At 68.7% G+C, this 12,920-nt stretch carries 15 protein-coding genes; 2 read left to right on the plus strand and 13 right to left on the minus strand.

From position 1 onward, the window contains the following. Nucleotide 1 precedes the first annotated feature (1 nt). The 5 genes from ACSVDD_RS19565 to ACSVDD_RS19585 are packed head-to-tail and all read right to left on the minus strand — an operon-like array spanning nucleotide 2 to nucleotide 5,225. Complete coding sequence (locus ACSVDD_RS19565) at nucleotides 2-1,153, minus strand: Gfo/Idh/MocA family protein (protein WP_448191066.1); 1,152 nt, start codon at nucleotides 1,151-1,153, stop codon at nucleotides 2-4. Continuing rightward, nucleotides 1,150-2,508 carry a hypothetical protein gene (locus ACSVDD_RS19570; protein WP_448191067.1) on the minus strand — a complete coding sequence of 453 codons (1,359 nt, stop codon included), beginning with the start codon at nucleotides 2,506-2,508 and terminating at the stop codon, nucleotides 1,150-1,152. The genes ACSVDD_RS19565 and ACSVDD_RS19570 overlap by 4 nt, the downstream gene beginning before the upstream one ends. 14 nt (nucleotides 2,509-2,522) lie before the next feature. Continuing rightward, entirely contained in the window at nucleotides 2,523-3,350 is an 828-nt protein-coding gene (locus tag ACSVDD_RS19575) for an ABC transporter ATP-binding protein (protein ID WP_448191068.1), read from the minus strand. 14 nt (nucleotides 3,351-3,364) lie between these two features. Beyond that, entirely contained in the window at nucleotides 3,365-4,381 is a 1,017-nt protein-coding gene (locus ACSVDD_RS19580) for an ABC transporter substrate-binding protein (protein ID WP_448191069.1), read from the minus strand. Nucleotides 4,382-4,415: 34 nt separating this feature from the next. After that, nucleotides 4,416-5,225, minus strand: a complete 810-nt coding sequence (locus tag ACSVDD_RS19585) for an ABC transporter permease (protein WP_448191070.1) — start codon at nucleotides 5,223-5,225, stop codon at nucleotides 4,416-4,418. Nucleotides 5,226-5,417: 192 nt separating this feature from the next. Here ACSVDD_RS19585 and ACSVDD_RS19590 point away from each other — a divergent pair, with 192 nt between their 5' ends. Then, nucleotides 5,418-5,750 (plus strand): hypothetical protein, encoded by a 333-nt coding sequence (locus ACSVDD_RS19590; RefSeq protein WP_448191071.1) that lies wholly within the window; start codon nucleotides 5,418-5,420, stop codon nucleotides 5,748-5,750. 202 nt (nucleotides 5,751-5,952) lie between these two features. On the opposite strand, the gene ACSVDD_RS19595 is transcribed toward ACSVDD_RS19590, so the two are convergent. Next, nucleotides 5,953-6,624 carry a TetR family transcriptional regulator gene (locus ACSVDD_RS19595; protein WP_448191072.1) on the minus strand — a complete coding sequence of 224 codons (672 nt, stop codon included), beginning with the start codon at nucleotides 6,622-6,624 and terminating at the stop codon, nucleotides 5,953-5,955. Between the two features lie 71 nt (nucleotides 6,625-6,695). Then, entirely contained in the window at nucleotides 6,696-7,085 is a 390-nt protein-coding gene (locus ACSVDD_RS19600) for a COG4315 family predicted lipoprotein (RefSeq protein WP_448191073.1), read from the minus strand. A gap of 238 nt (nucleotides 7,086-7,323) precedes the next feature. Between ACSVDD_RS19600 and ACSVDD_RS19605 the strand changes: the two genes are divergently transcribed. After that, nucleotides 7,324-7,794, plus strand: coding sequence for a hypothetical protein (locus ACSVDD_RS19605; RefSeq protein ID WP_448191074.1), 471 nt, complete (start codon nucleotides 7,324-7,326; stop codon nucleotides 7,792-7,794). 15 nt (nucleotides 7,795-7,809) lie between these two features. Here the strand turns inward: ACSVDD_RS19605 and ACSVDD_RS19610 are convergent, their stop codons facing one another. The 6 genes from ACSVDD_RS19610 to puuE all read right to left on the minus strand — a co-directional run bounded on the left by ACSVDD_RS19610 (nucleotide 7,810) and on the right by puuE (nucleotide 12,886). Continuing rightward, nucleotides 7,810-8,016: a hypothetical protein gene (locus tag ACSVDD_RS19610; protein ID WP_448191075.1), complete on the minus strand. Its 207-nt coding sequence runs from the start codon at nucleotides 8,014-8,016 to the stop codon at nucleotides 7,810-7,812. Between the two features lie 69 nt (nucleotides 8,017-8,085). Further along, nucleotides 8,086-9,015 carry a DMT family transporter gene (locus ACSVDD_RS19615; protein WP_448191076.1) on the minus strand — a complete coding sequence of 310 codons (930 nt, stop codon included), beginning with the start codon at nucleotides 9,013-9,015 and terminating at the stop codon, nucleotides 8,086-8,088. A gap of 4 nt (nucleotides 9,016-9,019) precedes the next feature. Continuing rightward, nucleotides 9,020-10,243, minus strand: a complete 1,224-nt coding sequence (locus ACSVDD_RS19620) for a M20/M25/M40 family metallo-hydrolase (RefSeq protein WP_448191077.1) — start codon at nucleotides 10,241-10,243, stop codon at nucleotides 9,020-9,022. Then, a complete protein-coding gene (locus ACSVDD_RS19625; RefSeq protein ID WP_448191078.1) occupies nucleotides 10,240-11,472 on the minus strand; it encodes an allantoate amidohydrolase in 1,233 nt (410 codons plus the stop codon). The genes ACSVDD_RS19620 and ACSVDD_RS19625 overlap by 4 nt, the downstream gene beginning before the upstream one ends. Next, nucleotides 11,469-11,969 carry a 2-oxo-4-hydroxy-4-carboxy-5-ureidoimidazoline decarboxylase gene (gene uraD, locus ACSVDD_RS19630; RefSeq protein ID WP_448191079.1) on the minus strand — a complete coding sequence of 167 codons (501 nt, stop codon included), beginning with the start codon at nucleotides 11,967-11,969 and terminating at the stop codon, nucleotides 11,469-11,471. The genes ACSVDD_RS19625 and uraD overlap by 4 nt, the downstream gene beginning before the upstream one ends. Next, nucleotides 11,966-12,886 carry an allantoinase PuuE gene (puuE, locus tag ACSVDD_RS19635; protein ID WP_448191080.1) on the minus strand — a complete coding sequence of 307 codons (921 nt, stop codon included), beginning with the start codon at nucleotides 12,884-12,886 and terminating at the stop codon, nucleotides 11,966-11,968. Before puuE ends, uraD begins: the two co-directional genes overlap by 4 nt. Nucleotides 12,887-12,920 lie beyond the last annotated feature (34 nt).

Below are 12,920 nucleotides of genomic sequence, written 5' to 3' on the forward strand. Positions count from 1 at the left end.
CTCACGCCGTCAGCGTCGGAACATCGACCCAGCGGCGTTCCTTCCAGCTTTCCAGGGCGGCCTCGACCAACTGCACGCCCTTGGCGCCCTCCATCAGCGTGTAGCGGTAGGGGGCGTCCTCACAGAGATGGCGGATGAACATCTCCCACTGCGTCTTGAAGCCGTTGTCGAAGGGCTGGTTGTCCGGCACCGTCGCCCAGGTCTCGTAGAAGTCCAGGCTCTGGCGCTCGTCGGGGTTCCACACCGGGCGCGGGGTGGCGGCGCGCGGCTGGATCACGCAATCGTGCAGCCCCGCCACCGCCGAGCCGTGCGTGCCGTCCGCGTGGAAGGTCACGAGGTCGTCGCGGTAAACCCGCGTCGTCCACGACGAGTTCATCTGCGCGATCACCCCGCCCTCCAACTGGAACGTGGCGTAGGCGGCGTCGTCGGCGGTGGCCGGGTAGCGGTTGCCCTGCTCGTCCCAGCGCTCGGGGATGTGGGTGGCGCCGAGGCACGACACGCTGCGCACCTCGCCGAACAGATTGTCCAGCACATAGCGCCAGTGGCAGAGCATGTCGAGGATGATCCCCCCGCCCTCCTCCGCCTTGTAGTTCCACGACGGACGCTGCGCCGTCTGCCAGTCGCCCTCGAACACCCAATAGCCGAACTCGCCGCGCACCGACAGCAGCCGGCCGAAGAAGCCGCTGTCCTTCAGCATGCGCATCTTCTGCAAGCCGGGCAGGAACAGCTTGTCCTGCACGGTGCCGTTCTTCAGGCCGAGGTCCTTGGCGAGGCGGACGACCTTCAGCGCTTCCTCCAGGTTGGTGGCGATGGGCTTCTCGCAATAGACGTGCTTGCCGGCGCGCATGGCGCGCTCCAGCAGGGTCGGGCGCATCTGCGTGGTGCCGGCGTCGAAGAACAGCTCGTCCTTCGGGTCGGACAGCGCGCGGTCGAGGTCGGCGCTCCAGCGCTCGACGCCATGCTGTTCGGCGAGGCGGCGGATCTTGTCCTCGTTGCGGCCGACCAGGATGGGGTCGGGCATGACCCGACTGCCGTCGGACAGCACCACGCCGCCCTGGGCACGGATGGCGAGGATCGAGCGGATCAGGTGCTGGTTCATGCCCATGCGGCCGGTCACGCCGTGCATGATGATCCCAAGACGACGCGTGCTCATGAAACGGGCTCCTTGCTTTCGGCCGGAGATGCCAGGGATTGCAGAGCGTCCCACTGCGGCTCCGCCGCATGGGCGAAGCCGGGGACGAGAAGCGGGGCCGTGGGCAGGCAGCCGTCATCCACGGCAAGGCGGATCGATCCGCCGTCGCGCTTGTAGAAGCCTGGGTGCGCGGCCAGGAACGCCTCCGCCTCCGGTGCACCGGCAAAACCGTCCACGTATTGGTGTCCGTTGCGCTCGGCGTGGCCGATGCCGAGCAGCGCCACCAGCGCGGTGTCCTGCTGCACGGCGAGGCCGGCTTGGCAGGTCAGATCCTCGGCCGAGATGAAGTGGCGCGTGCCGTTGCCGTTCCACGCCTCGCAGCGGGCGGCGTTCAGCACCGACTTGTAGAAGCCCTTGCACGACTTCGACGACACGCCGCGGTAGCCCATGGCGCGCGCCTGCGGGAAGGCGCCGTAGGAGTCGTCGGACTCGTCAATGGTGAAGGCGTAGCGCTTGCCCAGCGGGCCGAGGGGTTCGTCCAGCGCGCGTTCGCGGGCGATGGGCTGCTCGATGTAGGTCAGGTGGCGGCGGAAGGAGGCGAGATCCGGGTGGGTTTCCAGCCTGTCGAGGACGTCGGCCAACGCCGCAACGTCGGGGTATTGCTCGTTGCCGTCCAGCGTGGCGCGGTAGCTGGGCATGGTGTCGAGGACGGCGGCGATGGATCGCAGGCGGGCGATGTCGGTGGCCGGATCACCGCCGAGCTTGATCTTGAAATGGCGCTCCCGCAGGTCGCGCAACGCCTCAGGATCGTCCAGCAGCCCCACCGTGTGCCTGACGCACACTGCCACCAGCGGCCGCAGCCCCTTGAGGAAACCATCCAGCCCGAAATCCGCCAGATCCCGCGTCAGCCGCGCGTCGATCCCCGCCACATTGCCGGCCATACCGCTGAAAAAATCCAGACCCAATGCCCGCAGCAGCCCGTCCAGCACCGCCTTGTCCAGCAGCGCCGGCCCGTAGGCCGCGGTCAGCCGCGTCTCGCCGGCCGCCCGGCACGCCGCATCGACGGCGTCGTGCGCGTCGGCGTGGTGGTCGAAGGCGGTCGCCGGCCGCGGCCCCGCCAGATAAGCCCGCCGCGCCAGCGTCAGCGCCAGCCGCAGCCCGTTCACCGTCTGCGCCGGGCTGCGCGCCGGTCGCTTGTCGAACCATTTCGGCATCATCATCTCGGCCGTGGCGCCCCACGCCTCGCCGTGGCCGTCCACCGACACCAGCGCGCGGACGAAGGCCTGCGGGGCCTCCTCCACCGTCACCGCACCAAAGCGGAAGGGCTTTATGAAGCGCACCGGCCGCTCGAACAGTTCGATGGCACGGATGCGCAAGCGCGGCGCGTCAATCAATCGAGATGCCCCTGCGTGAAGAAGTGCGCGCGGATCTTCTGCGTCAGCTGCACGAAGAGCGGGTCGCCCATGATGTCCAGCGTGCGCGGGCGCGGCAGCGGCACGTCGTAGGTAGCGGCAATGGCGCCCGGCCGCTCGCTCATCACCATCACCCGGTCGGCGAGGAACACCGCTTCGGGGATGGAGTGGGTGATCAGCAGCACCGTCTTGCCGGTCTCATGCTGGATGCGCTGAAGCTCGATGTTCATGCGCTCGCGCGTCATGGCGTCGAGCGCGCCGAACGGCTCGTCCATCAGCAGGATCTTCGGGTCGTGCACCAGCGCCCGGCACAGCGACGCGCGCTGCTGCATCCCGCCCGACAGCTGCCAGGGGTACTTGCCGGCGAACGCCTCCAGCCCGGTCATGCGCAAGAGCGCCTGCGCCCGCTCCAGGTACTCGGCGCGCGGCAGGCCGCGCACCTCCACCGGCATCATGACGTTGCGCAGCACCGACCGCCAGCCGAGCAGCACCGGACTCTGGAACACGATGCCGACGTCGTCGTGCGGCTCGGTGATCTCGGTGCCCTCGATGCGGATGGCGCCGGTGGTCACCGGCAACAGGCCGGCGACCATCTTCAGCAGCGTCGATTTCCCGCAGCCGCTGGGTCCGACCACCACCAGGAACTCCCCCTCGCGAACGTCGAAGGTCAGCGGTTGCAGGGAGGGCACCGCGCCGTCGCGGGTGCGGTAGACCTTCGACACGCTCTCGACCCGGATCAGGGTTTGCGGCGGCTTCTGAGCCGTCGCGGGCGTGTCGCCCACCAGTTTCAGATGCGGCGATGCCATCGCGGCATGTCCTCTTACTTGCTCGAACCCATGGCCGCCGTCTCCGCCGGCAGGTAGGCGTTGGTGTAGAAGCTGGCGACCTTGTCCTTGGCCGCCGGGTCCAAACCGCCGTACTGCACCAGCAGATCGACCGACTCCTTCATGTTGCCCTCGGTCACCCGGAAGGGCTGGGTGCTCTGCCCATCGGGGTCCTTGTAGAGCGGGATGGTCAGCTCGAAGCCCTCGGTCAGTGTGGCGATCTGCCCGCCCTTGGGGTTGGCGTTGAGGATCGCCTGCGCCGCCGCCCTGGGGTCCTTGGTGGCTTCCTCGACCGACTTGGTGGCGGCGGCCATGAAGCGGCGGACCAACTCCTCCCTCTCCTTCACCATCCCGGTGTTCGCCACGATGCCGGAGCTGACCATCTTGATGCCGTAGTCGGCGAAACGGATCGGCGTCACCGACTTGCCGGTGGCGTCCTTGATCTTCATGCTCTGGTCCATGACGTAGCCGAGCAGCAGGTCGGCCTGACCGTTGATGACGGCGTTCAACTTGGTCTGCGCATCGCCGGACACGACCCGGAAATCGCTTTCCTTCAGCCCGGCCTTCTTCAGGAACAGCGGCCAGATCTGCGACATGGAATCGCCGGGGGTGACGGCGACGATCTTGCCCTTGATGTCCTCGGGCTTGCGGATGTTCTTGTCGGTGAAGCCCATCACCGACATCGGGCTGGTCTGCAACAGCACGCCGGTCGAGATCAGCGGCGCGCCCTTGGCCGCCGCCTTGATCATGGTGGGCACGTCGATGTAGCCGAAGTCGGCGGTCTTCGCCGCCACCGCCTGCGCGGTCACCGCCGAGCCGCGGCCCTCCTGGATGTCCAGATCGATGCCCTGCTCGGCGAAGTATCCCTTCTCCTTGCCGTAGTAGAACGGCGCGTGCTCACCATAGACGTACCAGTTGAGCATCAGCGTGACCTTGTCGGCGGCGAACGCCGGCCCCGTCAAAAACGGCGCGGCGAACAGGGCCGTGACCGCCGCGACCAGTGCCTTCTTCATCCGTTTCCTCCCCGTTTTTTCCCGGCGGCTCTCGTCACGCAGTGGCGACGATCAGGTGGCGCTGGCTCGCATGCCAGGGAATCGCGAGCCGTTCGACGACGTCGATGACCCAGAACAGCAGCACGCCGATGAACGCCAGCACGATCAACGCGGCGAACATGGTGGGCAGTTCGAAGTTCCCGATGGAGCGTTGCAAGACGAAGCCGATGCCGGAATTGGACCCGACGAACTCGCCGACCACAGCCCCCACCACCGCCAGAGTGATCGACACCTTCAGCCCGGCGAAGATCGCCGGCAGCGCGTGCGGCAGGCTGACCATGCGGAAGGTCTGGAGGCGCGACGCCTTCATGGAGCGCGCCAGATCCATCATGTCCTGGTCCACCGACTTGAAACCCTGCACCGCCGACACGACGATGGGGAAGAAGGCCAGTAGAAACGCCGAGATCACCTTCGGCACGATGCCGAAGCCGAACCACACGACGAACAGCGGGGCGATGGCGACCTTGGGGATCGACTGCGAGAACACCAGCAGTGGGTAGACGTACGCCTCCACCGTGCGCGAGCCGGCGATCAGCATGGACATGGGAATCCCGAAGGCCACCGACAGCGCGAAGCCCCCCAGCGTCGCCAGGGTGGTCGGCACCGCGGCGGCGAGCAGCGTGTCCCATTGGTCGATCAGCGCCAGGATCACGTCCTTGGGCGCCGGCACGAGGTACGGCGGAATCGCCAGGACGCGCACCGCCACATCCCAGAGCACCGTCAGCAGCACCAAAAAGACCAGCGGCCGAAACCAGTTCGAATTGAGCACGCGCTCCAGCGCGCTCACGCCATCTCGGCGGTCCATTCTCTCCTCCCGCCGGCCCGCGCTTCATTCATTCGCACGCTTGTTAACCGGCTGGTTAAAAGCTAGTGGGGGTGGGGATGCCCGTCAATGCGCCAAGAGGGATAGGCGGACTGTCCGCTCCCCAGCCCACTTGGAAGGGAAGAAACGCCGCCATTCGCTGTTTACCTTCACAGGGCCCCTATGGAGGAAACCATGAGGATCACGCGCATGCTGGTGGCCGGGACGGTGGCGCTGTCGCTGACGGCCTGTGCCGGGACTGGCTATGATAACGGCTACGGCTATTCCGATTACGGCGGACCGCAGGTCAGCGGACAGACGGCCGGCGCGGTCGGCGGCGCGGTGCTGGGCGGATTGGCCGGATCGCGCTTCGGCGGCGGCGCCGGCAAGATCGCCACCACCGGCCTCGGCGCGGTGCTTGGCGGGTTGGCCGGCTCGGCCGTCGGTTCATCCATCGACCAGCGCCGGGCGGACGAGCAGCGCTACGAGCGCCAGCGCACGGCGGACCAGAGTCCCTGGTTCCACTAGAGCGGTTTGCGCTTCATTTTGAAGCCCCTCTCCCCTCGCGGGAGAGGGGTTTGGGGAGAGGGGGCGCTACGCCCGGTAGGGCGGAAGAAAGCGTCTGGCCGGCTTTTGCCGGCGCCACCCTCTCCCCAACCCCTCTCCCGTCAAGGGAGAGGGGCTTCACGATGGAACGCAAACAGTTCTAACCGGAACCGATGGCCGGTACTCAACGCCGCAACGCCGCCAGCACCAGTTCGGTCATGTGGGCGAGGCGTTCGTCCTTGGCGGGTTCGGACAGCAGGTCGCGGCCGAAGATCGCCGACAGCGTGTGCGCGTTCGACAGGTAGAAGTACGCCAGCGCCGCAATGGAAATGTAGAGCTGCACCGGGTCCACACCGGGGCGAAACACCCCGTCCGCCTCGCCCCTCTTCAGCACGTCGGCGATCAGCAGCACGAAGGGCGAGTGCATGGACTTGACGTTCTGCGACCCCACCAGATGCTTGGCCCGGTAGATGTTCTCGTTGTTGAGCAGCGCCAGGAACTCCGGGTGCTCGATGAAGTACTGCCAGGTGAAGGCGATCAGCCGGGCGATGGCGTCGGGCGGCGCCAGCGTCTCCAAGCTCAAGGCGCGCTCGGCGGCGCGGATGTCGGCGTAGGCGGCTTCCAGCACCGCCAGATACAGGCTCTCCTTGTTGCCGACGTGGTAATAGAGCATGCGCTTGTTGGTGTCCGCCGCCGCCGCGATGCGGTCCACCCGCGCGCCGCCCAGGCCATAGCGGGCGAATTCGTCGCGCGCCGCCGCCAGGATGCGGGCGCGCGTGCCCTCCGGGTCGCGGGGCGTCCCGGTCCGGCCGCGACGGCGCGCGGCGGGAGCTTTGGGCTCGGACAGGCTATCCACCGGCAACAATCCTCTCCACGGTGTCGGCGGGAACCATAGCACAGCCGACACCGCGGATAGACCGCCAGCGTTCACTTTGGCTTGGCGGCGTGCCAGACGTTGTTGACGCCCTCGCCCGTGGTGTCGCCGGGCTTGGCGTCCTTGGCCCAGGTGTACAGCGGCTTGCCGTCGTACGCCCACTGCTTGCCGCCGTCGTCGCGCGTGACCACGGTGTACTTGCCGCTGGGCTTGGCATCGGCGCCCGCCATCAGCGGCGGCCAGTTGGTGGCGCACGGGCCGTTGCAGGCCGACTTGCCGCCGGTGTCCTTGTCGAAGACGTAAAGGGTCATGCCCTTGGAGTCGGTCAACACCGGCCCCATGGCCGTCGTCTTGGTCATCGCCGGGTCGGCGGCCAGCGACGGTGTTGCGAGAGCCGCGAAGCCGATGCCCACGGCCATGGCAATGCCGGAAACGCGAAACATGGCGATCCTCCCTCTGCTTGGCGGGTGCCGCGCGCACGAAGCACCGATGCAGGATAGTCGCGCCACGCTCCCGGCTTATTCCATCGCGATGACAGAGTAGCCCGTCCGTGGAGGTGAGTCCGGCGTGCAACACCGGCGGGCTTCCTGCGCTGCGGCGCGCGCCGGCCGTTGACGGACCTGTCTTGGGAATCAGATAGTTGTCGGGCTTCGTTGATTTCCCGGCTCAATAGTGCAGGTCATGGCAGCCGCCCTCCCCTCCCCCGTATCCTTCGACGACGGCACCGCGCAGGCGGTGCAGGTGCTGGCGCTTGCCGTGCAGCGCGAACGGGTGCCGGGCATCGTCGAATTCGGCGTGGCCTCGGACGCGCTGGCGCGCGCCGCCACCTCGCGCGATCGGGTGGACCTGGAATACGCGACGGTGGCCTTTGACTCGCTGGACCCGCATTTTCGCTCGCGCATCGTCACCCGCGCCTACGAACTGGCGGTCAGCGAACGCGGCCGGCTGCGCATGCCGCAGCTGCCGCAACCGTGCGAGCCGAAGGACGCCATGGCCCAGGGCGCCGGCCGCGCCCGCAACCGCCTGATGGCCGACCTCGGCCGCAAGCCGGCGAAGCAGGTCCGCGAAGAGGATCTGGCGCCGACCCTGGATGAGATCATCCCGATGCAGCCGGTGCGCTACGATGGTCCGCCGCCGAAGTGGTGGGAATAGAGGCTGCTGAGGAACTTACGGGAAAACCGTCGCGGCGAGAAAGATCACGCAGAGGATCGCGACACCGCAGCACACCTGCAGCGGCACCTGGGGATCGCGCCCGCGGCAATCACCGTTCTGGAAGCTCTTGCAATCCCCGCACTGCGTGACTTCCGCGGTTTGCCCGGCGGGGATGCCGGTGCAGGTCCGCGTTGATCCACGAAATTCAGTGACGGAAGCCATCTGCACAGCCTATTGGTCGAACGGCTGCCAAAACGCTAATGGAGCCGCGACACAATGTCACGCGACATTTCAACGCCGACGCTTAAGGCTGATGACCATCACACCTAAGACTACCAGCAGCGCTCCGACCAATTGCGACCACGTCACCCGCTCGCCCAGCGCCAGATAGCCCAGCCCCGCCGCCGACACCGGCCCCAGCGCTCCCACCAGCGCCACCGTGTTGGCACCGACGCGGCGCAGCGCCTCGGAGGTCATGAAGACCGGCAGAACGGTGCAGAACACCGCCATGATGGCGGACAGCCCGTACACTTCGGCCGGTAATTGCAGGGCCGACATCGGCCGCAGTGCCAGGAACTGGACGATGCTGCACACGCTGGCGGCGGTCATGGCGTAGGCGGAGAAGCGCATCGAGCCGACCCGCGCAATCACCTGACTGCCGGCCACCAGATAGACCGCGTAACAGACCGCGCTGCCGAACACCAGCAACACGCCCCAGCCGAACGCCGCCCCGCCGGCCGCCAGCTCCGACGACACCACCAGCGCCACCCCGACATAGGAGACCGCCAGCGACACCACCTCGCGCACGCCGATGCGCTTGCCCAGGAACAGCGCCGACAGCACCACGACGATGGTCGGGTAGAGGAACAGCAGCAGCCGCCCGACACCGGCGCTGACATATTGCAGCCCGAGGAAGTCGAGGAAGCTCGCCGCGTAATAGCCAAGCACCCCCAGCCCTAGCGTCAGCGCCCAATCCCGCCCGGAGATCCGCGCCTGCCCGCCGCGCCAGCCGCTCCACGCCGCCATGGCGAGGAAGAACGGCAGCGAGAACACCATGCGCAGCAGGATCAGCGTCACCGCATCGACACCGAAGGTGTAGGCGGCCTTGATGACCACCGGCCGCATGGAGAAGGCGAGCACGCCGGCCACCGCCAGCAGCAGCCCGACCAGATGCCAAGCCGGCCGTGCGCGGTTTTCCTCGGTGAGGGCGGCTTGCGTCATGCGGTCAGGCCGACAGCAGGTCGAACAGGGTCAGCGCCACCACCTCGGTCGCCTTGTACAGGTCGGACAGCGGCAGCCGCTCGTCGGCGCGGTGGGCGTTGGCCTCCTCGATGGTGTGCGGGCCGGCGCCGTAGAGGATGATCGGCACGCCCGCGTCGGCGTAGTGCCGCGCGTCGGTGTAGAGCGGCACGCCCTTGGCCTCGACCGGCTCGCCCATCACCTGCGTGGCGTGGCCACAGAGGATCTGCGCCAGCCGGTCGGTGCCGGGCAGCGGCTTCAGCGGGCGGGCCAGCAGGATGCGCCGCACCTCGACGCGGGCCAGCGGGAACGCCTTGGCGGCTTGCGCGATCACGGCGCGCACGGCGCGCTCGACGGTCTCCGGGGTTTCCTCGGGGATCATGCGGCGGTCGAGGCGCAGCGTGACGCGGTCCGGCACCACGTTGGTGTTGATGCCGCCCTTGATGAGCCCGACCGTGAGCTGCGGCGAGCCGATGCCGGGCACCGCCGACACCGTGCCGGCATAGCCCTTGCGGTGTACGTACAGCGCGTTCAGCACCGCGGTCGCCGCCTCCAGCGCGTCGATGCCGGTGCTGGGCAGGGCGGCGTGCGCCGACTTGCCGGTGACCTCGACCTCCAGGTGGAGGCAGCCGTTGTGCGCCGTCACCACGCCATAGCTGAAGCCGGCGCCGATGGCGAAGTCGGGCTTGGAGATGCCCTCGTCGATCAGCCATTTCGGGCCGATCTCGCCGCCGGCCTCCTCGTCGTAGGTCAGGTGAAGCTCGACGGTGCCGCGGCTGAGGCCGGCCTTCTCCAGCGCCTTGAGCGCGTAGGCGTAGGTGGCGAAGTCCGACTTCGACACGGCCACGCCGCGCCCGTACATCCAACCATCCACCACCTCGGCGCCGAACGGGTCGCGGGTCCAGCCCTCGCCGGGGGGCACCACGTCGCCGTGCGCGTTCAGCGCCACCACCGGGCCGTCGCCGAAGCGCTTGCGGACCACCAGATTGACCACGCTGACCATGCCGTTGGCGCGCACCAGGGAGTCCGGCACGGGGTGGCGCTCGACGGTGAAGCCCATGTCTTCCAGCAGTTCGGCCGCGCGCGCGGCGTGCGGGGCGCAGTCGCCGGGCGGGTTGTCGGAGGGCACCTTGACCAGCTCGGCCAGGAAGCGGGACTGATCCTCCCGCACAGAGCGCAGAAAGTCGCGGATGGCCTGGGCGTGCGTCATGCGGAGAGGGTCCCGTGCTCGAAATGGCGGAGGATGTCGAGGAGGACGCGCACCGCCAGGTCGGCGTCCTCGGTGGTGATGGATTCGGCGGGGTTGTGGCTGATGCCGCCGCGGCAGCGGACGAACAGCATGCCCATCGGCAGCACGCCCGTAAAGGCCATGGCGTCGTGCCCTGCCCCGCTCGGCAGCCGGAACGGCCGCACGCCGGCGCGCTTGACCGCCGCTTCGATCTGGTCGGTCAGGCCCGCCGAGCACGGTGCCGCGTCGGCGCTGTGGCCCTTCTCGATGCTCAGCGTCACGTGGCGGCGGCCGGCGATGGACTCGAACTTGCCCTTGATGGCGGCGGCGGCCGTGGTGCGCACCGCATCGTCGGGGGCGCGCACGTCCACGGTGAAGACCACCCGGCCGGGGATGACGTTTATGGCGCCGGGGAGGGTCTCCAGCCGGCCGACCGTCGCCACCAGCCCCGGCGCGGACGCCGCCTGCTCCTCGACCGCCAGCACCATCTCGGCGGCGGCGGCCAGCGCGTCGCGGCGCAGGTCCATGGGCACGGTGCCGGCGTGGCCGGCCATGCCCGTGACGGTCACGGTGAAGCGGGTGGCGCCGTTGATGGCGGTGACGATGCCCAGCGGCAGCCCCTCCGCCTCCAGCACCGGCCCCTGCTCGATGTGCACCTCAAGGTACGCCAGCGCGTCGGCGCGCTTGGCCTCGGATATCCGCGCCGGATCGCCGCCGAAGGCGGTGAGCGCGTCGGCGAAGCGCACGCCGTCGCGGTCCTTGCCCTCCAGCGCCGCCGGATCGAAGCGGCCCGCCACGGCACGGCTGCCGGTCAACGTGTTGGGGAAGCGCACCCCCTCCTCGTCGCCGAAGCCCAGCACCTCGATGGCGAAGGGCAGCCGCTCGCCGGTGCGGTTCAGCTCGGCCACGGCGGCGACCGCCGCCAGAACGCCGAGGTTGCCGTCGTACTTGCCGGCGTTGCGCACCGTGTCGATGTGCGAGCCCAGCAGCACGGCCGGCGCCCCCGGCCGTGCGCCCTCATAGCGGCCAACCACCGTACCGGCGGGGTCGAGGCGCACGCTCATGCAGGCCGCGCGCATCCACTCCATGAGCTGGTCGGCGGCGGCCCGGTGCTGGGGCGAGAAGCACAGGCGGGTCAACGCCTCGGGATCGGCCGAGAACGCGGCGAAAGCGTCCAGGCGCGCCATCAGGTCCGGGCCGAACGCCGTCACGGCAGCAGATCCTTGAGGCGCAGCAGCGCGATGCGCTCCACCTGGGCCAGCGCGGTTTCGAACTCCATTTCGGGGGTGTTGTGGATGCGCTGCTCGAACGCCGCCAGGATCTCGGCGCGGCTGCGCCCCTTCACCGCCAGGATGAAGGGGAAGCCGAATTTGGCCTTGTAGGCGTCGTTCAGCTCGGTGAAGCGCTGGAACTCCGCGGGCGTGCAGCGGTCGAGGCCGGCGCCGGCCTGTTCGGAGGCCGACTCCGCGGTCAGCTCGCCGCGCACCGCCAGCTTGCCGGCGAGGTCGGGGTGGGCGTTGAGCAACGCCAGCCGCTGCTCGCGCGGGGCGGCGCGCAGCACGGCAACCATGGCGGCGTGCAGCCCCTCCGCGGTGTCGGGCCGCAGCCCGGCCTCCCAGGCCCCCTCGGCGATCCACGCTGAGTGTTCGAACACGGGACCGAAGCGGGCCAGGAACGCGGCGCGGTCCATGTCGCTGGGACGGGTCACGTCGCACCTCCATACGGGTGCCGCTCGTGCCAATGCCGGGCGATGTCCACGCGGCGGCAGAACCACACGCGGTCGTGGCCAGTGGCATAGTCGAGGAAACGCTCCAGCGCCTTGATCCGCCCCGGCTTCCCCACCAGCCGGCAGTGCAGCCCCACCGACATCATGCGCGGCGTCTCCGCGCCTTCCTCGTACAGCGCGTCGAAGCTGTCCTTGAGGTAGGTGTAGAACTGGTCGCCGCTGTTGAAGCCCTGCACCTGGGTGAAGCGCATGTCGTTGCAGTCCAGGGTGTAGGGCACGATGAGCTGCGGTTTGCCCGCCACCACTTCCCAGTGCGGCAGGTCGTCGTCATAGGAATCCGCGTCGTAGAGGAAGCCGCCGTACTCCGCCACCATCCGTCGCGTGTTCGGGCCGGTGCGGCCGGTGTACCAGCCCAGCGGCCGGCTGCCGCTCACCCGCTCCAGGATTTCCATGGCGCGGTGCAGGTGCTCACGCTCCAGCGCCTCGTCCATGGTCTGATAGTTGATCCAGCGCCAGCCGTGGCTGGCGATCTCGTGCCCGGCGTCGACCATGGCGCGGATCACTTCCGCGTGGCGTTCGGCGGCCATGGCGACGGCGAAGACCGTCAGCGGAATGCCCTTGCGCTCGAACAGCTTCAAAAGGCGCCAGACGCCGACCCGCGAGCCGTACTCGTACAACGACTCCATGGCCATGCTGCGCTGGCCCGGCAGCGGCTGGGCGGCGACCATCTCCGACAGGAAGGCCTCCGACGCCGCGTCGCCGTGCAGGATGTTGTTCTCGCCGCCCTCCTCATAGTTGAGGACGCACTGCACGGCGATGCGCGCCCCGCCCGGCCAGTCGGCCTTGGGTGGATTGGGGCCGTAGCCCACGAGATCCCTGGGATAACCGGAACCGGACATGCCTTCCCCCTCCTTAGGCAGCGGCGCTGCGATT

Source organism: Azospirillum terrae (assembly GCF_053470425.1).